Raw genomic sequence first — 21,925 nt, forward strand, 5'->3', positions numbered from 1 at the left:
GGGGCCTCCCCGCGCGGGGTCAGGCCGGGGGTTCGCTCCAGCCGACCTGGAGGAGGTCCGGGCGCTGGCCGCGGCGGGCCAGCAGGGCGCGGCCCGGGGGGAGCTGGCGGGAGGCGGTGCCGTTGGAGAGGCGGCCCTCCATGCGGTCGCCGGAGAACAGCACGCCCGGGCTGGCCATGTCGTTGAGCGCCTGGAGCACCGGTTCGAACAGGGCGCGGGCCGCGCCGCCGGTGCGGCGGGCCGCGATGACGTGCAGGCCGAGGTCGGCGCCCTGGGGGATGAACGGGGCCAGTGGCGCCAGCGGGTTGGCCCGCGACCCCGTCATGTCCATGTCGTCCACGACGACGTACAGGTCCAGGCCCTTCCACCAGCTGCGCTCGCGCAGCTGCTTGGGGGTGACGTCCGGGCCGGGCAGGCGCTCCTTGAGCGACCCGGCGAGGTTCCTGGCGACCGCGTTCGTCTGCTCGGTGGTGGTGCAGTACGCCAGCAGGTACTCCTCCGGCACCAGCTCCAGGTGGCTGCGCCGGAAGTCCACCATGACGATGCCGATCTCCTTGGCCGGCCGCCGCATGATCTGCTTGACCAGCCCGCGCAGCAGGGCGCTCTTGCCGCTCTGCGGGTCGCCGAACACCACCAGGTGCGGGTCGCGGGTGAGGTCGGTGGTGGCCGGGGCCAGGGTGCTCTCGGCCATGCCCAGCACCAGCTCCAGGCGGCGGCCCCGGGGTGCGCGGCGGCCCTTGAGCAGGTCGTCCAGCTCCACCCGGGCGGGCAGGGTCTTGACGCCCTGCACCGCGCCCTGGGGCCAGCGCTCGCCGACGCGGGCGATGAGGTCGGCCAGCCCCTCGGACAGGTCGGCGTCGGTCGCCGACCCGTCCACCCGGGGCAGCGCCACGTGGGTGTGGTGCTCGGCGGCGGTCAGGCCGCGGCCCGGGGTGTCCTTGGGGACCTCGTCGGCGACCTTGCGGCCGATCCCCGAGTCCATGGGGTCGCTGAGCCGCAGCTCGAACCGGCCGCCGAAGAGCGCCTGGAGCCGGGACCGCACCTGGGAGGACGCGGCCCCGGTGAGGACGGTGTGCACGCCCAGGGAGGGGCCCCGGGTGGCGATGTCCATGAGGAACTCGTCGGCCTCGTCGAAGGTGTCCCGGACCGACGACCAGCCGTCGATCATCAGGAACACGTCGCCCGAGACGCTCTCGGGCACCTTCCCCTCGGCGCGCGCCCGGCGCAGCGCCGCGGGGGAGTCCAGCTTGTACTTGCGGAACGCCCGCTGGCGCCGGTCGAGCTGGGCGCGCACGTCCACCAGCACCCGCTGCACCTTCTCGGGGTCGGAGCGCCCGGCCACGCCCGCCACGTGCGGCAGCCCGTCGAGCGACTGGAGCCCGCCGCCGCCGAAGTCGATGGCGTACACGACGACCCGGCCCGGCGGGTACCGCCAGGCGAGGGAGGCGACCAGGGTGCGCAGCATCGTCGACTTGCCGGACTGGGGGCCGCCCAGGATCACCACGTTGCCCTCGCCGCCGGTGAAGTCCAGCTCCGCGGGCACGGTGCGCTGCTCGCGCGGGATGTCGGTGAGCCCGAACACGGCGCGCATCTCCTCGGCCGGCGGCTCGGCGCCCGGCCCCGCCGGGACCCTGCTTCCGCCGTCCGCGCCCTCCACGCCGTCCGCACCGTTCTCGCCGCCCTCGCCCAGTTCGGCGAGCACGGTGTCGAGGGTGAGCAGCTCGGGCAGCGGCGGCAGCCACACCGGCCGCACCGGCGCCGCCCCGGAGGCGACCAGCCGGTCCACGATGACCTGGAGGATGGTCCGCTTCTCCGCCTTGGGCGCCTCCTGGCGGCCCTTGAGCGAGCCGATCAGGGAGTCCACCAGGGACCCGGCGCCGGTGACCTTGTCTAGGCCGTTGTAGGACAGCAGCGGCAGCACCGGCTCGTGCTCGTCCTTCTCCTCCTGCGCGGGCGGCTCGTAGGGCCCCGACACCATGGCGGCCTTGAACCGCTCGAACACCGAGGTGTCCACCTTCAGGTACCCGGAGCCGGGCTCGGGCGGCAGGTGGTAGGCGTCGCCCACACCGATCGCCTCGCGGCTCTCCGCCTCGGAGAACGTGCGCAGGCCGATCCGGTAGGACAGGTGCGACTCCAGCCCCTTGATCTTCCCGGACTCCAGGCGCTGGGTGGCCAGCAGCAGGTGTACGCCGATCGACCGGCCGATGCGCCCGATGGCCACGAACAGCTCGGCGAAGTCCGGGTGGGCGGTGAGCAGCTCGGAGAACTCGTCGATGATGATGAGCAGGTGCGGCAGCGGCTCCAGTGAGGGGTCGTTCTCCCTGGCCGCCTCGTAGGCGTGCAGGTTGGGCAGGTTCCCGGCGTCCTTGAGGATCTGCTGGCGGCGCACCAGCTCGCCGAAGGTGGCCTCGCGGAACCGGGCCACCAGCGAGTCGTCGTCGGCCAGGTTGGTGATGAGCCCGGAGCTGTGCGGCAGCCGGTCGGTGTCGGCGAAGGTCGCGCCGCCCTTGAAGTCCACCAGCAGCAGTGCCAGGTTCTCCGGCGAATGGTTGATGACCAGCGACGCCACCATGGTCCGCAGCATCTCGGACTTGCCGGAGCCGGTGGCGCCGACCACCAGCCCGTGCGGGCCCATGCCGCCGAACGCCGCCTCCTTCAGGTCCAGCAGCACCGTGTTGCCGCCGGGCCCGATCCCGATGGGCACCCGCAGGTAGTCGCCGGTGCTGCGGCGCGCCCAGGTGCGGCGGGTGTCGAGGTGGGCGACGTCGGGGACACCGAGGATCTCGGGCAGGCCGACGGTGGAGTGCATGGCGTCGTCGCCGTCGGAGGCGGCGATGCCGTAGGGCGCCAGGAGGCGGGACAGGGTGGTGAGGTGGGCGACGCCGGCCCGGTCCGCCCTGCCCTCCAGGGGCGGGTGGAGGGGGACCCCGTCCTCGGTGGCGAGCCCGTCGCCGTCCTGGGTGAGGATTCCGTCGGCGTCGATGCGCAGGCGCAGGTCGACCGCCTCGGGCTCCTCGCGCTTGTCGGAGACCAGGGCGATGACGTGGATGCCCAGGTCGGCCAGGGAGGCCACCGGGGGTTCGGCGGCCAGCCCGGACAGGGTGGACTGGTGCTCGCCGTCGAGGACCACCACCAGCCGCTGCGTGCCCGGGCCCGGCGGGCGGCCGCGCCGCCGTTGCAGGTCAACGGTGCGGCGTTCGATCTCGTCGGCGAGGAGTTCGGCGGCCTGCACCGTGTTCCCGGCGACGAACCGGGCGGGCATGGGCCCGTCCTTGGCGTCCTCGAACGTGTTGTGCGGCAGCCACTTGAGCCACTCCCACCGGTCGCGCAGCCGCTGGTCGCGGACCACGCCCACCCGCAGGTCGTGCGGGGAGTGGAACACCGCGAGCTGGGCGACGAGCGCCCGGACCAGGGAGCGCCCGGCGGCCCGGTCGCCGATCACCGAGACCACGCCGTACTCGCGCAGCGGCAGCACCAGCGGCATCTCGGGCACGTCCGCGTAGAGGTCGATGAGCTGGTCGGCGGCGCCCTGGCAGACGGGGTCGTAGACGATGAGCGGGGAGGAGGTGTCGACCTTCAGCTTGAGCCGCCGGGCCAGCGGCCGGGTGCCCGTGCCCAGGCGCGCGTCGAGGAAGTCGGGGTCGGTGGCGCGCCGCTCCCAGCGCCGGGCGCGCGACCGCGCCGGCTCGGTGAGCAGGTCGGGGGCGGGGTGGCGGAACGCGTTGTCGGCCCGCTGGGTCGAGGCGACGTCCCGGACGATCTCGCGCAGCTGGTCCAGGTAGTCGAGGTAGCGTTCGCGCTGCTCGCGGATGCGCTTGCGGGGGCCGTTGTGCTGGGCGACGAACATGATGATGCCCACGACCACGCTGGCGAGCATGATCATGACCCCGGCGACGGCCATCAGCGGGCGGTGGCCCATGGTGATCGACATCAGCAGCGACCCCGAACCGGTGATGATCGGCATGATGATCATGGCACCGGAACTCGACGCGGGCGCGTTCTCGGGCATCTGCGGAGGGGCTGCGATGACCAGCGGGGACGTCCCGGGGGCGGGGGGAACGCTGCGGGCAGGCCGGGGGACCGTCCTCGTCGCCACGGGCACCTCTCTTCCGTCCACCTACAGGGGGCTGGTGTCTGGGTGACTACGCTAGGCATGATCTCGCGAACGCCGCGAATCGCCTAATTTCACTTCAGTCCAGCCCCCGACCGGTCATGGCGCCGCACAAGGCGTCCGAGCCGAGACGACGAAGGAACGATGGGTGTGAGTGGATACTGCCGGGTGACCGTCACCGGTCCGGAACGCTGGGCGGATCTGGCCCTGCCCGGGACGGTGCCCGTGGCCGCGTTGATGCCGCGCATCGTCGAGGTCTGCGCCCCCGACGACGGGTCACTGGAACCCGCGGCCTGGACGCTCACCACCGTCGACGGCGCCCCCGTCCACCCGGACGAGCCCCTGGAGGGGGCCGGGGTGCACGACGGCGACGTGCTGCTGCTGGAACGGCGCACCGCCCTGGGGAGACCCGCGCACGTGGACGACGTGCGCGGGGCGGTCGAGGACAGGATCGACGCGACGGCGCGGATCTGGAACCCCACCACGACCTTCGCGTTCGGCCTGCTGGCCGCCGTGATCGGGCCGCTGGCGGTGCTCGGGCCGGCGATGCGCCTGTACCCGTCGCCCTGGCACCTGGCCGTGGCGGTGCTGGGCACCCTGTTCGCGATCGGCGCGATGGTGATGGCCGCCCGGCGGCCGCTGCCCGCCGTCGCGCACGTGCTGCTCGCCGCCTCCTGCGTGTGGGGCGGGGTGGCGGCGGCGACCGCCGCCGGGCTGGTCACCCGCTCCGAGCCCCTGGTGACACTGGCGTTCGCGCTGGTCGGCGCGCTGCTGGTGGCGGCGGTGGGCTGGGCGCTGCACGAGACGGGCCTGCCCTACATCGCCGGACTGGGCGTCGTGGCGCTGGCGGCCGCGGTGCTGGTCGTGGTGGGCATCTTCGTGTCGCCCGTGTACGGGGCGCGGTCGATGGGGATCCTGCTGGCGCTGTGCGTGGGCGTGCTGCCGCGGGTGGCGATGGTGATGGGCGGGCTGTCGGGGCTCGACTACGAGGTGGGCCGTTCGGGGCAGGTCGCCACCGAGCGGTTCGAGGACACCTTCACCAACAGCGACCGGCTGCTGCTGGGCATCGTGACGGGCGCGGCGGTGTCGGGGGGCGCCGTCGTGGTCCTGCTCGGGGTGCTCGCCGAGGGGCTGCCGGACCTGCTGCTGTGCGGTCTGCTGTCGACGCTGCTGGTGCTACGCTCGCGCCTGTTCGACCGGATCCGGCACGTGCTGCCGCTGCGCCTGGCCGGCCTGGTCGGGTTCGGCGCGACCGGGTTCGCGGCGGCCGGGGAGTACGGGTTCCTCGCCGCCTGGCTGCCGGGGGCCGCGCTGCTCGCGGGCGTGGTCCTGGCCTCGCTGAGCTGGGTGCGCCTGACCGACGTGCCGCGCGCGTCGCTGCGCCGCCTCCTGAACTGGACGGAGATCCTGGTGGTCATCGCGATGTCCGGGGTCTTCGCCTGGGCGATGGGGCTGTTCGGCCTGGTCGCCCGTATGACCGGCTAGTCCGTGGCCCGGTGCGGTGCCGCCGCTTCGGACCGGTCCGGGGCCGGGGGCCCCTCCCCGTGCTCCGGGGCGGCCGCCCCCGCGGCGGCGCCCTCGGTGAGGGCGGCGAGCCGGCGGCGCCGCCGCACCTCGCGCAGGGACACCCCGACGATGCGGGTGGCCACCACCGCGCCGATCACCGCCAGCGGCAGGACCAGCGCCGTCACCGGCTGCCGGATCCCTTCGTAGCGGGCGCCGGAGCCGTCCAGCACCAGGAACCCGGCCGGGCGTGCCCGCACGGCGCCGACCCCGCCCGCGCCGTCGCCCCCGGTGGCCAGGAACCGCCCCGAGCCGCCGCCCATGAGCGTCAGCGACGCCACCCGGGCCACCGGGACGACCGTCGTCGCCCCGTCGGAGACCGGCGCGCCGAACACGGTCTCGACGCGCGCCGAGCCGCCGGTGCGCTCGATCAGGCCGGACAGGGCGGCCACGGCCGGGTGGCGTGCGGCACGGCGCGCCGCTGCGGATTCCGACATGTTCGTTCGTCCCCCCGGGAGTGAAAGCGGTCTTTCACGCTATAACGCCCATCGCCGCGCCGGGCGGAATCCCCGGCCCCTGGCGCGTTCCGGCCACCCGGGCCCGCCGCTTCCGGCCGCCATGCCCGGTCCGCTGCGTCCGGACCCCCACCACGGGCCCGCCACGCCCGGTCCGCTGCGTCCGGACCCCCACCACGGGCCCGCCACGCCCGGTCCGCCGCGCCCGGACCCCCGCCACCGGCCCGCCGGGCCCCGGTCAGAAGAGCGGCTCCCCGGGCTCGAAGGTGTCCGGGTCCACCGGGACCACCCGGTCCTCGGGGGTGATGACCACCAGGGCCTCCCCGTCCGGGTGCTCCGCCGCGCGCCGGAACCGGAGCGGCTCCTCGGCGCCGGCCAGCAGGTCCTCGCCGCTGCGGACGTCCCACACGTACGAGGTGTGCTCGGCGGTCTGGTCCCCCTCCGCCCCGGTGAAGACGTACCAGTCCGCGTAGAGCCGCTCCCCGTCGGGGGAGAACCCCAGGTGCCCCAGCTCGGCCCTCGTCCCGGCGTCGGCGAACCCGTCCATCGTGAACGACCGCACCTCGCGGCGCCGAGCGTAGTCCCACCACACCAGCCGGTCCCCGGAGACGAACACCACCTCGTCGGTGCCGGGGACCACGAGGAAGTCCGGCTCGGTCAGGTCCCGGACGGTGTGCAGCTCCTCGCCGCTGCGCACGTCCCACACCGTCATCTGCGAGGCGTCGGCCGTGATGATCCGCTCCGAGTCGGGCATGGACGCCCTGATGACGGAGTCCTCGACCACCTGACCCACCGGCTCCCCGGTGGCGGTGTCCACCAGGCCCACATGGGGCTCCTGCATGTGGGCGTCGACGAAGACCGTCATCAGCGAGCCGTCGGGGCTGAACCCGACCTCCCGGACCGACTCCGGCTCGTCCACCCACACTCCGTCGGGGCCGCTGGGGCCGCGCTGCGGGCCCAGGTGCTCGACGGTCGTCCCGGACGGCAGGTCGAACGAGGTCGCCATGGTCACCGGCGTGTCCACGCCGTCGAGTTCGCGCTCCACCCCGGCCGCCACCAGGCAGCCCGTCGGGGAGAACACCGGGACCATCGGCCCGGACACCCCGGCCAGCCGGGCCACCTCCTCCCGGGTGTCCCAGTCCCAGATGCTCAGCCCCTCGGTGGTGAGCACCGCCAGCAGCTCCCCGGAGGGGTCGAAGGACAGCGCCCAGGCCGGGGCCCGCTCCCCGGACAGCCGGTCCTCCGGGGCGGGGTAGGCGACCCCCTCCGAACAGGGGGAGCCCTCGGACATCACCGGGGCCGCGGGCTCCTCCTCCCGGCCCGCGCCCTGCCAGGCCCACACGCCGGCGGACGCGACGGCGGCCAGCGCCACCGCGCCGGCCGCCAGCGCGACGGCCCGCCGCGGGCGGGGGCGCGGCCGCGGCCGCGGGTCCGCGGCGGGCGGGGCGTCCCCGGCGGCCTCGACCAGCGCCCGCTGCTCCCCGGCCCGGGCGCGCACCGCCGCCAGCACCTCCCGCGGCCAGGGGTCGGCCGCGCGCGGCCCGCCGAGCATCCGCACCAGGTCGGCGGTGCCGGGCCGCAGCACCGGGCTGTTGCGCAGGCACGCCTCCACCAGGCCGCGCAGTTGCAGCGGTACCCGGGGCAGCCCGGCGGGGCCCTCCAGGCCGCTCGCGGCGTACGACACCGTGGCCGCCCACGAGAACACGTCGGTGCCCGGGCCGGTCCCGCCCTCGGGGGCGGCGAACGAGGGGTGCGGCGCCCGCAGGTCCACACCGGCGACCGCCCACTCCAGGCCGGGGTCGGCCAGCAGGGCCCGTTCGGTGGTGACCAGCACCCCGGCCGGCCACAGCGACCCGTGCGCCCGGCCCGCCGCGTGCACGTCGTCGAGCGCCAGCGCCAGGTGCAGGGCGAGCGCGTGCAGGGCGTCCGTGGACAGCGGGCCGACCTCGGCCACCAGGTCGGGGAGCCCCATGCCGTAGGGGTGCTCCACCGCCGCCCACGGCACCGCGCCGCGCAGGTCGGCGGCCAGCACCGTGCACACCCGGTCGCTCTCCAGCCGGTACCCGGCCTCCACCAGCTCGCCGAACACCGCGCGGAACCGGGCGTCGGTGGCGTGCTCGGAGCGCACCACGCGCACGGCCGCGGGCGGCCCGCCCGGGGCGGAGGCCAGGTAGACGCGCGCGTAGGCGTCCTCACCCAGCCGGGAGTGGAGCCGGTAGGGGCCGACGGAGGGCGGGTCGTGCGGGTGCAGGGGCTGCATGGTCCTTCAGCGGGTCTCCGGGAGCGGGGCGGGGCGGCCGGCGGGGGTCAGCCGATGCGGTCGATCAGCCTCATGCGGGCGGGGTCGATCACCCAGACGGGCGCGTTGTCGATGGGGACGGCGGCGAGCACCTCGTCGCCGGGGTGCACGGCGAGCCACTCGATGAACCCCTCGTCGCCGTCCTCGGTGATCTCCCGCCCGGTGGACAGCTCCCACACCTTGGTCCCGAACAGCGGCAGGTCGTCCTCGGTGATGACGATGTCCGACCCCTTGTAGTTGGCGTACAGCCGGTCGGCCGTCGGGTTCACGGCGACCTCGCTCAGGGAGCCGCCCTCGGGGACCTCCGCGGTGAACTCCCCGAGCCGTTCCCCGTCGGGCAGGGAGGTGCGGACGATCCGGCCGTCCTGGGTGACGTGGAACATCTCCGACCCGGAGAACGCGATGTTGGAGCCCAGCGTGGACCGCACCCCCTCCAGGCTCAGGACCTCCTCGCGGGTGCCGACCTCCCACAGGGTCAGCACCCCGTTGTAGTCCACGCCGACGACGTGTCCGCCGTCGGGGGTCGTCCGTATCTCGTCGGCGGGGCCCGGCCCCTTGTAGAGGCCGGTGGCCTCGCCGGTCTCCAGGTCCAGCTCGACCACGGAGGCGTCCGACCGCCAGTCCGAGTACAGCAGGGATCCGCCGTCGGCGGCGAACGCCACCGTCTCGACGTCGGTGCCCTCCTGGAGGATCCGGTGCTCCCCGGTCTCGACCGTGATGACGTGGACACCGTCGGAGTCGGCGTACGCGATGCGGCAGCCGTCGGGGGACACCACGGGGATCGCCCCGAAGCCGTCCGTCTCGATGCCGATGAGGCCCAGCTCGGTCTTCTCCCGCCAGTCCCACAGGGCGATGCCGCTGTCGCCCCCGGCCACCATGACGTCGCCGTCGGGGGAGAACACCGGGGTGAGCATCTGCGAACCCGGGGCCCGGGGGTGCTCCCGGGCGGCTTCGGCGTACCCGGGGGCGATGTGCTCGGCCAGGTCGCACCGCTCGCGGGAGCCGGGGCGCTCTCCGGGCCCCCCGTCCTCGCCCGGGGACGACACGGTGGCCCAGGTGCCGACCCCGCCGACCAGGGCCAGCGCGGTGGCGGCCGCGCCCGCGGCCAGGAGCCGCCGACGGCGCCGCCGGGTCCGCTCCAGCGCGCTCCTGTCCAGCGGGTGGGCGTACACGGACGACTCCACGGCCTCCCGGTACTCGCGGGCCGTGGCCTCCAGGAGCGCGGCGGCGGGCGGCGGCAGCCAGTCCGCGGCGGAGGCCGCGGGCGGGACCGGGCCGCCCAGCACCTCCAGGACCTCGCCCGTGGTGGGCCGCCGGGCCGGGTCCTTCTCCAGGCAGGCGGTGACCAGCGGCCGCAGGGAGTCGGGCACCCCGGTCAGCACCGGGTCGTGGTGGGTGATCCGGTACAGCACCGCCGACGGGTGGCCCTCGCCGAAGGGGCCGCTGCCGGTGAGGGCGTAGACCAGCACGCCGCCCAGCGCGAACACGTCGGACACGGTCCCGCCGGGCTCGTTCCGCACGTTCTCCGGCGCCATGTACCCGGGGGTGCCGATGATCCGGCCGTCCTCGCCGTGGGCGTCCCCCAGCGCGCCCGCGATGCCGAAGTCGATCACCTGAGGGCCGGACGCGGACACCATCACGTTGCCGGGCTTGAGGTCGCGGTGCACCGTCCCGTCCGCGTGCACCCGGCCCAGCGCCTCGGCGATCCCCCGGCCCAGGAACCGGACCGCCTCCTCGGTGAGCGGGCCGGTGAGCTGCACCAGGTCGTGCAGGGAGGGGCCCATGACGTACTCGGTGGCCATCCACGGCGTCTGCCCGGCCGGATCGGCGTCCAGCACCCGGGGGGTGTAGGGGCCGTGCACGCGGCGGGCCAGGTCCAGTTCGCGGGCGAACCGGCCGCGGAAGTCGGGGTCGTAGGCGTACTCGGCGCGCACCGCCTTGACGGCGGCGACGGTGCCGTCGGGGCCCGTGCCCAGGTAGACGCGGCCCATGCCGCCCACCCCGAGCAGCGCCCGGATCCGGTAGGGGCCGACAGCACGCGGGTCGCCGAGGGTCAGTGGTCGCATGGCGGGCTCCTCAGGTCAGCTCGGCGACGGTGGCGTAGTCGCCGTCGAGGATCAGGATCCGGCCCCCGCCGTCCGCGACGACCGCCAGGTGCTCCCCGTCGGGATGGGCCGCCAGCGGCGCGTACACCGACACGTCGGCGTCGCGCACCAGCTCCCCGGTGGCCGCGTCCCAGACGCTGCCCCGGTCCTCGGCCCACCCGAAGGCGGCGCCGTACAGCAGGCCGCCGTCGTGGGAGTAGCCGAGCCCGGTGACGGAGTCGTGCGCCTCGGACGGGGCGTCCATGGTGCGCAGCACCTCTCCGGTGGCGATGTCGACGGTCCGGACCTCCCCCTCCCGGTTGTGGACCGCCATGGTCCGGCCGTCGGGGGACAGGGCCGCGTAGCCGATCACCCCCTGCTCCCCCGGCAGTGTGTGGACGACCTCGCCGGTCTCCGCGTCCCAGACGGTCACGTCGGAGGGGTCGTCGCCCCAGTCCGTGACGAGGCCCACCAGGTACGCGTCGCCGACGGCGAACTCCAGTTCGCTGAGCGCCCCGTCCACCGGGATCTCCAGGTCGCCGGGGTCCCCGGTCTCCACGTCCCAGATCTGGATGAGCCGGTCGTTGTCCGGGTTCCCGCCCTCCGCGGCCAGCACGGCCACCCGGGACCCGTCGGCGGTGAAGGCCGGCATGTCGTAGAAGCCCCGGCCCTGGTTGTCGTAGCCGATCCGGGTGAGCTCCTCGCCGGTCTCGGCGTCCCACAGCATGACGTACTCGTCGTTGAGGCCGTAGCCGACGGCGGTCAGGCCGTCGGGGCGCAGGTCCGCGGCCTCGGGGGCGGGGGAGTCCAGGGTCCGGACCAGCTCCTGTCCGCGCCAGTCCCAGACCGAGACCCCGGAGATGCCGAAGACGTACAGAGTGTCCCCGTCCTCGGAGAACACCATGTCGTAGATCCAGCCGGCCAACGGGGACTCCCCGCCCTCCGGGGGTTCGGCGGACGGGCTCCCCGACGGGTCGGCGGCGGCCGTGGCGGAGGGGTCCGCCCCCGGCTCCCCGGCCGGCGACCCGCGTTCGGGCAGGGTCAGGGCCAGCGCGGTGCCGCCCAGCAGGACCGCCGCCGCGGCCGCCGCCGACACCGCGGTGATCCGGCGGCGGCGTGTGCGGTCCCGGCCGCCGGGTCCGGACGGGGACCCCGTCCCGGCGCCGGGCACGACGGCCTCCGGTCCGGGCACGACCGCCTCCGGCCCGGGCACGGACGGAGGGGGCGGCGCCATCTCCTCGGTGGTGCGCTCGGCCTCCTCCACGGACCGGGTCCGGTCCCTCCGGAGGTCGATCTGCTCGGTCACCGGCGAGGGCAGCCAGCCGTGCTCGGCGGAGGGCAGCGGCAGCGCCACCAGCCCGGCGAGGATGTCGGCGGCCTCCGGGCGCGCGTCCGGGTCCTTGGCCAGGCAGCGGGCGAGCATGTCGCGCAGCGGCCCCTCCGGGGCGGCCGCCAGGTTCGGCACCCCGGTCATCACGCGCCGCAGCACCCCGCCGACCGGGCCCCCGCCGAAGGGCGGCTCGCCGCTCGCCGCGAACAGCACCGTCCCGGCCAGGGAGAACACGTCGCTCTTGGGGGAGACGCCCTCGCCCACCACCTGCTCGGGCGAGGTGTAGGCGGGGGTGCCGAAGGTCTGCCCGGTGCGGGTCAGCACCGTGCCCTCCACCGCGCGGGCGATGCCGAAGTCGATCACCTGCGGTCCGCGGGGGGACAGCAGCACGTTGCTCGGCTTGAGGTCGCGGTGCATCAGCCCCGCCTCGTGGATGGTCCCCAGCGCCCGGGCCAGGCCCAGGGTGAGGACCAGCAGCGACTCCGGGGGGAACGGCGCGCCGGACAGCACCGCCTCCTTGAGGGTCGGCCCCGGGACGTACTCGGTGGCCATCCACGGCACGTCCGTCTCGGTGTCGGCGTCCACCACGGCGGGGGTGAACGGCCCGCGCACCCGGCCCGCGGTGCGCACCTCGCGGGAGAACCGCTTGCGGAACAGCAGGTCGTGGGCCAGTTCCTCGCGGACCACCTTGAGCGCGGACAGGTGGCCGTCCGGGGTCCGGGCCAGGTAGACCCTGCCCATGCCGCCCTCGCCCAGGCGGGCGAGCAGGCGGTGGGGCCCGATGCGCTGCGGATCGTCGGGGGACAGTGGTCGCACGGCGGACACGTTCCTCACGGGTGCGGGGTACGGGGGCGGAGAGGGTCCTCCGTCAATGTAGCGGTCCCGTGATGAACCGTTCGAGGAGTGCCCGAACCGGGACCCCGGGTGATCACCCGGCCAGCAGGCCCATGAGCGTCATTTCCATGTCGTACACGGCGATATCGCCGGTCTCCTGGCGCACGCCCGCCACCCGCGACCCGTCCGGCGAGATCGCGACGGGGAACAGCGCGGGCGGCGTCCACTGGGTGTCCTCCGGCGCGCCGCTCGCGAAGTCCCACACCGCCATGCCCGCCTCGTCGGTCCCCGGGCCCAGCAGGGCGGCCAGGACCAGGTCCGAGGAGGCGCTGTAGACCACGTCGACGGGGACGCCGTGGCCCTGGTCCGGGACGAACTCGCGCACCTCCCGGTCCGTGCTCGGGTCCACCAGCAGCACCCGGTCGCCGCGGGGCACCAGCACACCCCCGTCCCCGGGGACCACGTCGAACGCGCCCGCCCCCGCACCGCTGCGGTCCCGCACGACGCCGATCCGGTGCTCCCCGGAGGTGCGCCAGGCGACGACCCCGCCGCCGGACTCCCCGGCCGCGACGGTCCGCCCGTCGCGTGTGTACCGCACGTCGGCCAGGGCGCCCGATCCGGAGAGCGAGCCGGTCTCCTCCCAGGACACGGTGTCGTACAGGTGCAGGTAGCCGTGCCCGGGGCCGCCGTCCGTGGCCAGGGCCAGCTCCCCGCCGTCGGGGCTGAACGCCGTCGCCAGCACCTGCCGCTCCGCGGCCACCGTCCGGCTCCGCCCGGTGGCCAGGTCGGTGACCAGGGCGCCCTGCCGGGAGGCCTGGGCCACCAGGCAGCCGTCCGGGCTGAAGGCCGCCGGGGCGGGCGGCAGCAGCGCGCGGTCGTTGGGCAGGTGCGCCACGGCCAGGGAGGAGCGCCAGTCCCAGAGGGTGACCCCGTCGTTGGTGGCCACGGCCAGGGTCGCGCCGTCCGGGGAGAACGACAGCTCCACCAGGGTGTCGGCGGAGAAGTCCACCTGCGGGTCCTCGGGCGGGGGCAGGCTCTCCGCGACGCCGTTGCGCAGGGGGCAGGCCGAGGCGGCGGGCCCGGAGCCGCCCCGCGGGCCGGAGAGCGTGTACACGCCCGCCACCCCGATCAGCAGCAGGACCGCGAGCACCGCGCACAGCCGCAGCAGGACGCGCCCGCGCCGCCGGGGCCCGGGGGCGGCGCTCACGGGGAAGGGGTCGAACCCGGGCCGGGGCAGCGGTCCCAGGACGGGGGCGGCCACGGAGCGGTAGGACTCCTCCGCCCGGGTGACCGCCGCGCGGCTCCGGGGCGGCAGCCAGTCGGGTTCCGGGGGCTCCTCGGGCAGCGGACCGCCCAGCTCGTCCAGCAGCCGCGCCGCCGTCGGCCGGTTCTCCGGGAGCTTGTCCAGGCAGGCTCCGACCAGGTCGCGCAGCGCGTCCGGGAGGCCGGACAGGTCCGGGGGCTCGCGCAGCACCCGGCGGACCACCGCGGCCGGGTCGTCGGCCCCGGACACGGGCCCCGCGTCGAAGGGGGCGCGGCCGGTGGCGGCGAACAACAGGACCGAGCCCAGCGAGAACAGGTCCCCGGCCGGCAGCACGGTGCGCCCGGCCAGGTATTCGGGCGCGGTGTAGGCGGGCGGGCGGGAGTCCCGGAGCGCGGCGGAGTCCGCCAGGGCGCGGCCGATGCCCAGGCCGATCAGCCGCGGCCCGGCGGCGTCCACGAGCACGTGTGCCGGGGACAGGTCGCGGTGGACGCACCCCTGGCCGTGCAGCCGTTCCAGGGCCTCGGCCAGGCCCCGGGCCAGGAGGAGCAGGGAGGACTCGGGCAGGGGGCCGCCGCCGCGGACGAGGTCGCGCAGGCAGGGGCCGGCGACGAAGCCGGTGGCCACCCAGGGGTGTTCCGCGGACAGGTCGTGGCCCAGCAGGGGAGGGGTGAAGCGGCCGCGCACGAGGGAGGCCTCGGCGGCGTCGCGGGCGAAACCGGTGCGGAACCCGGGGTCGGCGGCGAAGTCCCGGCGCACGGCGCGCACCGCGGCGGGGCGGCCGTCGGGGGAGACGCCCAGGTACACGGCGCCCAGATCGCCGGAACCGAGATGGGCGATCAGGCGGAAACCACCGAGGCGGTCGGGCTCGTCGGGGGTGAGGGGGCGCATGGGTCCTCTGGGGGGTCCAGGGGTGGGTGAGGACGCGGTCGGGGCGAGAGGGGTAGGGGACACCTTAGTCCGTTGTCGGCCTCGTTAGGGCACGATTCGGGACCAAGGTCGCCCTTGATGCTGTTTCCCGCGCCTCGTCCGCCTATGCGGCTGATCGTCGCCGATCTCCTGGGGGCTCTGGGGCGGAAGAGAAGAAAGTCCTTGAATGAGTGGACCGCCCCGGTATCGCGGCGAGGCGGGCCCGGGCCGGTGGGCCTCCGGGGCGGTTCGGGGTGCCGTGCCGGGTCGGCGGTGTGCCCGCCGCCGGGGAGGCCGGGTGGGCCCGGGGCCTTGTGGGCACTCGGGGTGGCCCGGGGTGTGCCGCGCCGGGACGTCGGTGGGCACACCGCCGGGGAGGCCGAGCCCCAAAGGGCGGACGGGCGGGGCCGCGGGCGGCCGTGTGGCGGGCGCCGGGGGAACAGCACGACGGCCGACCCACCGTGCGGTGGGTCGGCCGTGGAAGTCCTAGGGGGCGCGGTGCGCCCTGCCGTGGCTCACCCCGTGTCCGCCGGGCGCGGGCCCGGGCGCGGGGGAGGGGCGGCGGTCAGGCGGCGACCGGCTGGGAGCGGTACGACGGCTCCGGGGGGAGGGCGACCGGGTTGAGCTTCTCGGCGGCGCCGACCGGGTCGCTGGCCGGGTGCGACATGGTGCCGCCCTGGAAGAGGTCGTTCCAGAAGAAACGGCCGTCGCGGCACCACACGTTGACGTCGTGCTTCACCGACATGACGGCCATGTCCGAGGTCCCGGACCAGTAGAACTGGCGGGAGGTGGAGGCGGAGAGTTCGCCCAGCAGGGCCGTGATCGCGCGCTGTGCGCAGAAGGCGTGGCGGGGCTTGTGCTTGACCCGTCTGGCAAGTGCCGACTTCACCCGGGAGGCCCGGGGGTTGTTCAGTCGCCAGTGACTCAAGGTCGTCTCCAGTGTCTCGGTTGCCGCGGTCATGGCCTGTGTGGCGGTTGCGGCCACGTCGCCGCGGTTCGAGGTCCGCCGTCCCGTCCTGGGGCGTTGACGGCTTCCCTCCACAAAGTTGGTGAGGTTCAGAGGTTGTCGTTACCTCGTAGTTATTCTTTGCGTTCCGGATGCTAGCAGCACCTCACCCCCGGCAGTCGAGAGTTCTGAGAGTGACCAATGTCACATTTAACGAAAGGGTCTCGACCACGTGTCGTATGAGACATGCAGGTCAGGCCATGTTTTTCGAACAAGTCATCGAGGCGCGGGATGACGATTACTCATCGGTAATCCCGGGTCGCCTGTCGGGAGAGTCACCCGGTTCCGGGACTCCTGGTGCGCCGACCATCGCTCTGTGTCACTTTGCCCGGCTTGCATGTCCTTGACCCTTGGACCGGCCGCCTTTGCCCCGTCCGGGGGATGTGGCGCCTTTCGCCGGGATGGCGGCCGACCGCCGACGGCGCGGCGTTCCGGGACCGTCCGCACCCCCGGTGTGGGGACGGGCCGCCGCACTGGAGGAGACTGGAATGGTCAGACCTCTACGAGAGAAGTGCCCGTGACCCAGACTCAGACATCCGGTGACAGGACGAAGGAGACGACCGTTCCCGCAGAGCCCTCGGGCGGTGCCCGCGCCTGGGTGGTGTGGGGCGTCGCCGTGATCGGTTACTTCCTGGCGATGGTCCACCGCAACGGCCTGGGCGTGGCCGCCCTGGAGGCGCAGGCGCGCTTCGACGTCGGGCCCGCGGTGCTCTCGCTGCTGCCGATGCTCCAGCTCCTCGTCTACGTCCTGCTCCAGGTGCCCACGGGTCTGCTCGCGGACCGCCTCGGCCCCCGCTTCACCCTCGTCATCGGCATGGTCGCGATGGCGATCGGCTCCTGCCTGTTCGCGCTGGCCCCGGGTATCGAGGCCGCGATCGCCGGGCGCTTCCTCATCGGGCTGGGCGACGCCCTGGTCTTCCTCAACGTCATCCGCCTGGCCGCGCTGTGGTTCCCGCGCTCCCGCTACGCCCTCGTCAGCGGGCTGACGGGCGTGGTCGGCGGCACCGGCCAGGTCGCCAGTGCCGCGCCCCTGGCCTGGGCGCTGGGCGGGGTCGGCTGGGTCGCGGCGTTCCTCACCACCACCGGGCTCACCCTGCTGGTCGCGCTGCTCGTCCTGGCGGTCGTGCGCGACCGCCCGGAGGGCGCGGCCGGGCACTCCACCGTCATCGACCCCATCCCCGTGTGGGCGGCGCTCAAGGAGGCGCTGTCCGCGCGCGGGCCGCGCATCGGCATGGCGCACCACGCGGCGATCATGGCGCCCTTCACGATGATGATGGTGCTGTGGGGCTACCCCTTCCTCGTCACCGGGCTGGGACTGGCCGAGGGCACCGCCGCCCTCACCCTCACCGCGCTGGCCGCCGGGGCGCTGTGGACGGCCCCGCTGGTGGGCGTGCTGGTCGGCCGCAGGCCGGCGCTGCGCGGAGGGCTGGCCCTCACCCTGGTCTCCGTCATCGGCCTGGGCCTCGTGCTGCTGGTCGCCTGGCCCGGCGGGGTGCCCACGGGGGTCGGCCTGGCGGTCATGGCGGTGTGCGCGGTCGGGCAGACGCTGGCGCCCACCATCTCCTTCGACTACGCGCGCGACGGGATCCCCGCCGGGCGCACCGGGGTCGCCTCCGGGCTGGTCAACATGAGCGGGTTCACCACGGCGGTGGCGTGCACCGTGGCGGCCGGGGCGATCCTCCAGGCGCTGCCGCCGGGGCCGGACGCGTTCCGCCTGGCGTTCCTGCCGATCTGCGCGACGACGCTGCTGTCGGGCGGCGTGCTCGCCGCCCTCGTCCTGCGCCGCCGCTGAGGGCGGCCGGGGCGCGCGGGGAAAGCGCGTGCGCGGGACGCCGGGGGCGGAGAGGATGTCCGTCATGCTCGCCTTCTACGACGCGCACGTGCGCGCCCTGCCCGACCCCCTGCCCGCCGGTGTCACCGCCGAACACGACGGGCCGCTGGTGCGGCTCCTCGGCGGCCACCGGGGGTTCGTGGCCGCTCCCGCCGACCTCCGGGTGGACGGGGCCGACCTGGACCGGCTCATCGCCCGCCAGCGGGACCGCTTCGCCGGGCTCGGGCAGGCGGTGGAGTGGAAGACCCACGGCCACGACCTGCCCGCCGACCTGACCGGCCGGCTGCGCGCCGCGGGGTTCGAGCCGGAGGAAGAGGAGACGGTCATGATCGCCCCGGCGGAGGATGTCGCCGCCGAGCCCGTGCCGCCCGAGGGGGTCGTGCTGCGCCGGGTGGAGGAGCGGGCCGACCTGGAGCGCATCGCCGCCTTCCAGGGCCGCGTGTGGGGGGACGACCGGTCCTGGGTGGCGGACGACCTCGCCGCGCAGCTCGCCGCGAACCCCCGGGGCACCGTCGTCCTGGTGGCGGAGGCCGGGGAGGAGGTCGTGTGCGCCGCGCGCCTGGAGGCCCGCCCGGAGGAGGGGCACGCGGGCCTGTGGGGCGGCTCCACGCTCCCGGAGTGGCGCGGCCGGGGGATCTACCGGGCGACCGTCGCCGAGCGCGCCCGCCTGGCGGTCGCCATGGGCGTCCGCTACCTCCAGGTCGACGCCTCCCCCGACAGCGCCCCCATCCTGCGCCGCCTGGGCTTCACCGCCGTCACCACCACGACCCCCTACGTCTGGACGCCCCCGGCCGCCGACGGCCGGTAGGAGGGCACGGCGCCGAGGCGTGGCGGGGCCGCGGGAAGGTCGGCGGGATGGCGGAGGATGGGCGCATGACGTCACCACAGCACCACCGCATCGACTACATCGAGCTCCCGGCCGACGACCTGGAGGCCTCCAAGCGCTTCTACGCCGAGGCGTTCGGGTGGGGGTTCAACGACTACGGCCCGAACTACGCGGGCATCCGGGGGCCCGGCGACCGGGAGGTCGGCGGGCTCAACCCGCAGGGGAGCGGACACCGCGGCGGCGGCCCCCTGGTGCTGCTGTTCTCCGACGACCTGGACGCCACGGCCGCGGCGGTCGAGCGCGCGGGAGGCCGCATCCTGGCGGGCCCCTACGCCTTCCCCGGCGGGCGGCGCTTCCACTTCGCCGACCCCGCGGGCAACGAACTCGGCGTCTGGGCCGAGTCCTAGACCAGGCCGGCGGCGCGTAGCGACGCCAGGGCGCGGTCGGGGTCCAGGGCGGGGTCGTCCCCGCCCCGCAGGGCCCCGGCCAGCGCCCGCACGGCCGCCTCGTCCGCGGTCCCCCGCTCCAGGCGGTCGAGGAAGGCCAGGACGGCCTCCTCGGACTCCCGGCCCTCGACCGGCGTCTGCGCGAGCACCCCCTCGGGGCCGCCGCCCGCCCAGGGCACCGACATGGCCAGCCCGTCGTCCTCGAGGTCGTCCGGGTAGGGCGCCCGCGCCCAGGCGCCGTCCTGCCACCAGTACAGGTAGCCGATGGTCATCCCGGCCGCCTCGTGCCTCAGCTCGTCCCACGGCAGCCACTCCGGGCCCCCGGCGAGGAAGTCCACCGGGTCGTCCCGCAGGTGCCCGTGGCTGCCGTCGGCGTCCTGGCCCCAGAAGAACGCGCGCCCGTCCGGCCGGCGGCCCAGGGACCACCACCAGGAGCCCCCGCCCCCGTCGGGGCACAACACCTCGTCCCCGTCGAAGGTGATGTCCGCGTCGAACAGGTGCAGCAGCACGGCGCGCGCCCACAGGCGGTCGGCCGGCAGCAGGTCCTCGGGCAGGCTCGGTCGGTGCATGCCGGGACTCTAGCGGGTCCCGACGACGCGGAAGGGGGCGGGGCCGTGCGGCCCCGGGGCTCAGGAGGGTCCGGCGATCCTCGCCAGCCCGCGCAGGCCCTCCAGGACCTCGGCCGCGGTCGGGGCGTTCTCCGGATCGCTGAGGCTCTGGATCATCACCCCCGTCATGAGCGCGGTCTGGGCCATGCCGAGCGTGCGGGCGCTGCGGTCCGTGACCTCCTCCTCCGGTGTGCTCAGCAGTATCGCCGCCATACCGCGCCACCCCTGGCCCACGCCCTCCGTCAGCTGCGCGCGGAGCGCGGGCTGGCGCCGCGCCTGGAGGAACAGCTCCACACTGGCGGTCCACAGGTCCGGGTGCTCGGCGAACTGCCCGACGAGCCGCTCCCACATCCGCTCGAACCCCTGCGCGTCGTCCCCGCCCCCGGGCGAGAGGGCGCGGCCGAGCTCGTCGCCCCACTCGTCGAGGAGCGCGAACAGCGCCTGGCCGAGCAGGGTCTCCCGGGACCCGTAGTGGTAGCCGATCGCGGCCGTGCTCACCCCGGCCGCGGCGGCGATGTCGCGCACGCTCGTGCGGTCGTACCCCTTCTCGCGCAGGCACCTCTTGGCCCCGGCGAGCAGATCTTCGCGGTTACCCATGGCGGTGACCCTACCAAGTTCTTGCTCGATCGAGTCACGCGATCGTTTTGCGCACTTGTTTTGCACGATCGTGTTGCGCGATCGTGCAAATTCTTGTTACGGTCCCTCCATCAGCCGGTCGACGAGGAGGAAACCGTGAAGAAGTTCTGGTCCGCGGGTCTGGGGATCACGCTGCTGGCGGCGACCGCCTGCGCCCCGGCGGCCGCGGTGTCGGACGCAGTGGACCCCGCGGTCGTGGTCACGGCCCAGGGCGCGGTGCGGGGGGAGGCCGACGGGGCGGTGCGGTCCTTCCAGGGGATCCCCTACGCCGAGGCCGACCGGTTCGAGGCCCCCCGCCCCGCCGCGGGCTGGGACGGTGTGCGGGACGCCACCGAGCCCGGGGAGCCGTGCGCGCAGCCCGCCGGGTACCCGATCGGCGAGTACAGCACCGAGGAGGACTGCCTCGACCTCAATGTCACCACTCCGGCCGGTGCGGAGGACGGCCTGCCGGTGATCGTCTGGATCCACGGCGGCAGCATGATGTTCGGCATGGGCGACCTGTACGGCCCCGACCGGCTCGCGGCCGGCGGCGCCGTGGTGGTGTCGATGAACTACCGCCTGGGCGTCACCTCCTTCCTCACCCACCCCGACCTGCCCGAGTCGGGCGCCCTCGCGCTGGACGACCAGCGGGCCGCCCTGCGCTGGGTGCGGGAGAACATCGCGGCCTTCGGCGGCGACCCGGGCAACGTGACGGTCATGGGCCAGTCCGGCGGCGGCCTCGGCATCTGCGGGCACCTCGTGTCCCCGGAGTCCGAGGGGCTCTTCCAGCGGGCGATCGTCCAGAGTGCGCCCTGCTCCGCGCCGGGTGCCGCCTCCCGGGACCGCGGGACGGCCGAGGCGGAGGGCGCCGAAGTGATCGACGCGGTCGGGTGCGCGGACGCCGGGGACGTGGCGGCGTGCCTGCGGGAGGTGCCGATCGGGGAACTGGTGGAGGCTTACGGCCCGTGGCGGGAACCGCGCCCGGTCAGCGGGACGCCCGCGCTGCCGCTCCCGGTCGACGAGGCGCTGGAGGCGGGGCGGTTCCATCGGGTCCCCGTCCTGATCGGGGTCAACCACGACGAGGAGAACGGCATGGTGCTCGGCACGGAGCTGGCGTCCGGTGCCCCCATGGCGGACGGGGAGTACGAGCCCGCGGTGAGGGAGGCCTACGGCGACGACGCCGACGCCGTCCTCCGGCGCTACCCGCGGGGCGACGCCGCGGGACCGAGCCTGGCACGGGTGCGGACCGACTCCGTCTGGTCGGTGCCGACCCTGGACACCGCCCGGGCGCTCTCGCGCCGGACCGACGTGCGGATGTACGAGTTCGCCGAGCGGGGGACCCCGTGGTTCGCGGGCTACGACGAGCCGAGCTTCCCGGCCGACTCCCAGCACATGGCCGAGCTGCCCTACATCTTCGACCTGGAGCTGTTCCAGGGGCTCACCCCCGCGCAGGCCGCGTTCGGCGACCGCCTGATCGGGGCCTGGACGCGCTTCGCCGCCACGGGCGACCCCTCCGGCGGCGGTGAGGCGGAGTGGGACCGGCTGCGCGACGACCGCGGCCCGGCCGGCTGGTACGTGCAGTCCCTCGACTCGGGGGAGTGGGGGCGCGCCGACTTCGCCCGGGAGCACGGCTACGGCTTCTGGAGCCGCCTCGGGGGCTGAGGGCCGCCGGGACCGGAACGCGGAAGGGGGCGGGGCCGTGCGGCCCCGCCCCCTTCGCGGTGGCGGTTTCGGTTCCGGGTCCGGG

Annotated in this window: 14 protein-coding genes; 5 read left to right on the forward strand and 9 right to left on the reverse strand. The window is 75.1% G+C overall.

Going from position 1 to position 21,925, the window contains the following annotated elements; all coding sequences use genetic code 11:
• Positions 1-19 precede the first annotated feature (19 nt).
• Complete coding sequence (gene eccCa / locus K1J57_RS10950) at positions 20-3,973, reverse strand: type VII secretion protein EccCa (RefSeq protein ID WP_255647157.1); 3,954 nt, start codon at positions 3,971-3,973, stop codon at positions 20-22.
• 288 nt (positions 3,974-4,261) lie between these two features.
• On the opposite strand from eccCa, the gene eccD reads away from it, so the two are divergent.
• Positions 4,262-5,596, forward strand: coding sequence for a type VII secretion integral membrane protein EccD (gene eccD, locus K1J57_RS10955; RefSeq protein ID WP_220565454.1), 1,335 nt, complete (start codon positions 4,262-4,264; stop codon positions 5,594-5,596).
• Here eccD and K1J57_RS10960 read toward each other — a convergent pair.
• The 6 genes from K1J57_RS10960 to K1J57_RS10985 form a co-directional block, all read right to left on the reverse strand.
• Positions 5,593-6,111 carry a hypothetical protein gene (locus K1J57_RS10960; RefSeq protein WP_255646961.1) on the reverse strand — a complete coding sequence of 173 codons (519 nt, stop codon included), beginning with the start codon at positions 6,109-6,111 and terminating at the stop codon, positions 5,593-5,595. The genes eccD and K1J57_RS10960 overlap by 4 nt on opposite strands.
• Positions 6,112-6,367: 256 nt before the next feature.
• Complete coding sequence (locus K1J57_RS10965) at positions 6,368-8,389, reverse strand: acyl-ACP thioesterase (protein ID WP_220564337.1); 2,022 nt, start codon at positions 8,387-8,389, stop codon at positions 6,368-6,370.
• Positions 8,390-8,436: 47 nt separating this feature from the next.
• Positions 8,437-10,494 carry a serine/threonine-protein kinase gene (locus tag K1J57_RS10970; RefSeq protein WP_220564338.1) on the reverse strand — a complete coding sequence of 686 codons (2,058 nt, stop codon included), beginning with the start codon at positions 10,492-10,494 and terminating at the stop codon, positions 8,437-8,439.
• A gap of 10 nt (positions 10,495-10,504) precedes the next feature.
• Positions 10,505-12,658, reverse strand: coding sequence for a WD40 repeat domain-containing serine/threonine protein kinase (locus tag K1J57_RS10975; RefSeq protein WP_220564339.1), 2,154 nt, complete (start codon positions 12,656-12,658; stop codon positions 10,505-10,507).
• 112 nt (positions 12,659-12,770) lie between these two features.
• Positions 12,771-14,828: a serine/threonine-protein kinase gene (locus tag K1J57_RS10980; protein WP_220564340.1), complete on the reverse strand. Its 2,058-nt coding sequence runs from the start codon at positions 14,826-14,828 to the stop codon at positions 12,771-12,773.
• Between the two features lie 583 nt (positions 14,829-15,411).
• Positions 15,412-15,774 (reverse strand): hypothetical protein, encoded by a 363-nt coding sequence (locus K1J57_RS10985; RefSeq protein WP_220564341.1) that lies wholly within the window; start codon positions 15,772-15,774, stop codon positions 15,412-15,414.
• A gap of 595 nt (positions 15,775-16,369) precedes the next feature.
• Here K1J57_RS10985 and K1J57_RS10990 point away from each other — a divergent pair.
• From K1J57_RS10990 to K1J57_RS11000, 3 genes are all read left to right on the forward strand, one after another.
• Positions 16,370-17,644, forward strand: a complete 1,275-nt coding sequence (locus K1J57_RS10990) for an MFS transporter (RefSeq protein ID WP_220564342.1) — start codon at positions 16,370-16,372, stop codon at positions 17,642-17,644.
• Positions 17,645-17,708: 64 nt separating this feature from the next.
• Positions 17,709-18,491, forward strand: coding sequence for a GNAT family N-acetyltransferase (locus K1J57_RS10995; protein WP_255646962.1), 783 nt, complete (start codon positions 17,709-17,711; stop codon positions 18,489-18,491).
• A gap of 65 nt (positions 18,492-18,556) precedes the next feature.
• Positions 18,557-18,916: a VOC family protein gene (locus K1J57_RS11000; RefSeq protein WP_220564343.1), complete on the forward strand. Its 360-nt coding sequence runs from the start codon at positions 18,557-18,559 to the stop codon at positions 18,914-18,916.
• On the opposite strand, the gene K1J57_RS11005 is transcribed toward K1J57_RS11000, so the two are convergent.
• Complete coding sequence (locus tag K1J57_RS11005; protein WP_220564344.1) at positions 18,913-19,524, reverse strand: hypothetical protein; 612 nt, start codon at positions 19,522-19,524, stop codon at positions 18,913-18,915. The genes K1J57_RS11000 and K1J57_RS11005 overlap by 4 nt on opposite strands.
• Positions 19,525-19,584: 60 nt before the next feature.
• A complete protein-coding gene (locus K1J57_RS11010) occupies positions 19,585-20,160 on the reverse strand; it encodes a TetR/AcrR family transcriptional regulator (RefSeq protein ID WP_220564345.1) in 576 nt (191 codons plus the stop codon).
• 135 nt (positions 20,161-20,295) lie between these two features.
• On the opposite strand from K1J57_RS11010, the gene K1J57_RS11015 reads away from it, so the two are divergent.
• Positions 20,296-21,840 carry a carboxylesterase/lipase family protein gene (locus K1J57_RS11015; protein WP_220564346.1) on the forward strand — a complete coding sequence of 515 codons (1,545 nt, stop codon included), beginning with the start codon at positions 20,296-20,298 and terminating at the stop codon, positions 21,838-21,840.
• The last annotated feature ends 85 nt before the right edge of the window (positions 21,841-21,925 follow it).

The sequence above is a fragment of the Nocardiopsis sp. MT53 genome, assembly GCF_019598965.1.
Taxonomy (GTDB): domain Bacteria; phylum Actinomycetota; class Actinomycetes; order Streptosporangiales; family Streptosporangiaceae; genus Nocardiopsis; species Nocardiopsis changdeensis.

Excerpts from the sequence above, each read along its gene's own strand:
- K1J57_RS10965 (WP_220564337.1), bottom strand. The coding sequence starts at position 8,389 with ATGCAGCCCCTGCACCCGCACGACCCGCCCTCCGTCGGCCCCTACCGG.
- K1J57_RS11010 (WP_220564345.1), bottom strand. The coding sequence starts at position 20,160 with ATGGGTAACCGCGAAGATCTGCTCGCCGGGGCCAAGAGGTGCCTGCGC.
- K1J57_RS10980 (WP_220564340.1), bottom strand. The coding sequence starts at position 14,828 with ATGCGCCCCCTCACCCCCGACGAGCCCGACCGCCTCGGTGGTTTCCGC.
- K1J57_RS10970 (WP_220564338.1), bottom strand. The coding sequence starts at position 10,494 with ATGCGACCACTGACCCTCGGCGACCCGCGTGCTGTCGGCCCCTACCGG.
- K1J57_RS10995 (WP_255646962.1), top strand. The coding sequence starts at position 17,709 with ATGCTCGCCTTCTACGACGCGCACGTGCGCGCCCTGCCCGACCCCCTG.
- K1J57_RS11000 (WP_220564343.1), top strand. The coding sequence starts at position 18,557 with ATGACGTCACCACAGCACCACCGCATCGACTACATCGAGCTCCCGGCC.
- eccCa (WP_255647157.1), bottom strand. The coding sequence starts at position 3,973 with ATGATCATCATGCCGATCATCACCGGTTCGGGGTCGCTGCTGATGTCG.
- K1J57_RS10960 (WP_255646961.1), bottom strand. The coding sequence starts at position 6,111 with ATGTCGGAATCCGCAGCGGCGCGCCGTGCCGCACGCCACCCGGCCGTG.
- K1J57_RS11005 (WP_220564344.1), bottom strand. The coding sequence starts at position 19,524 with ATGCACCGACCGAGCCTGCCCGAGGACCTGCTGCCGGCCGACCGCCTG.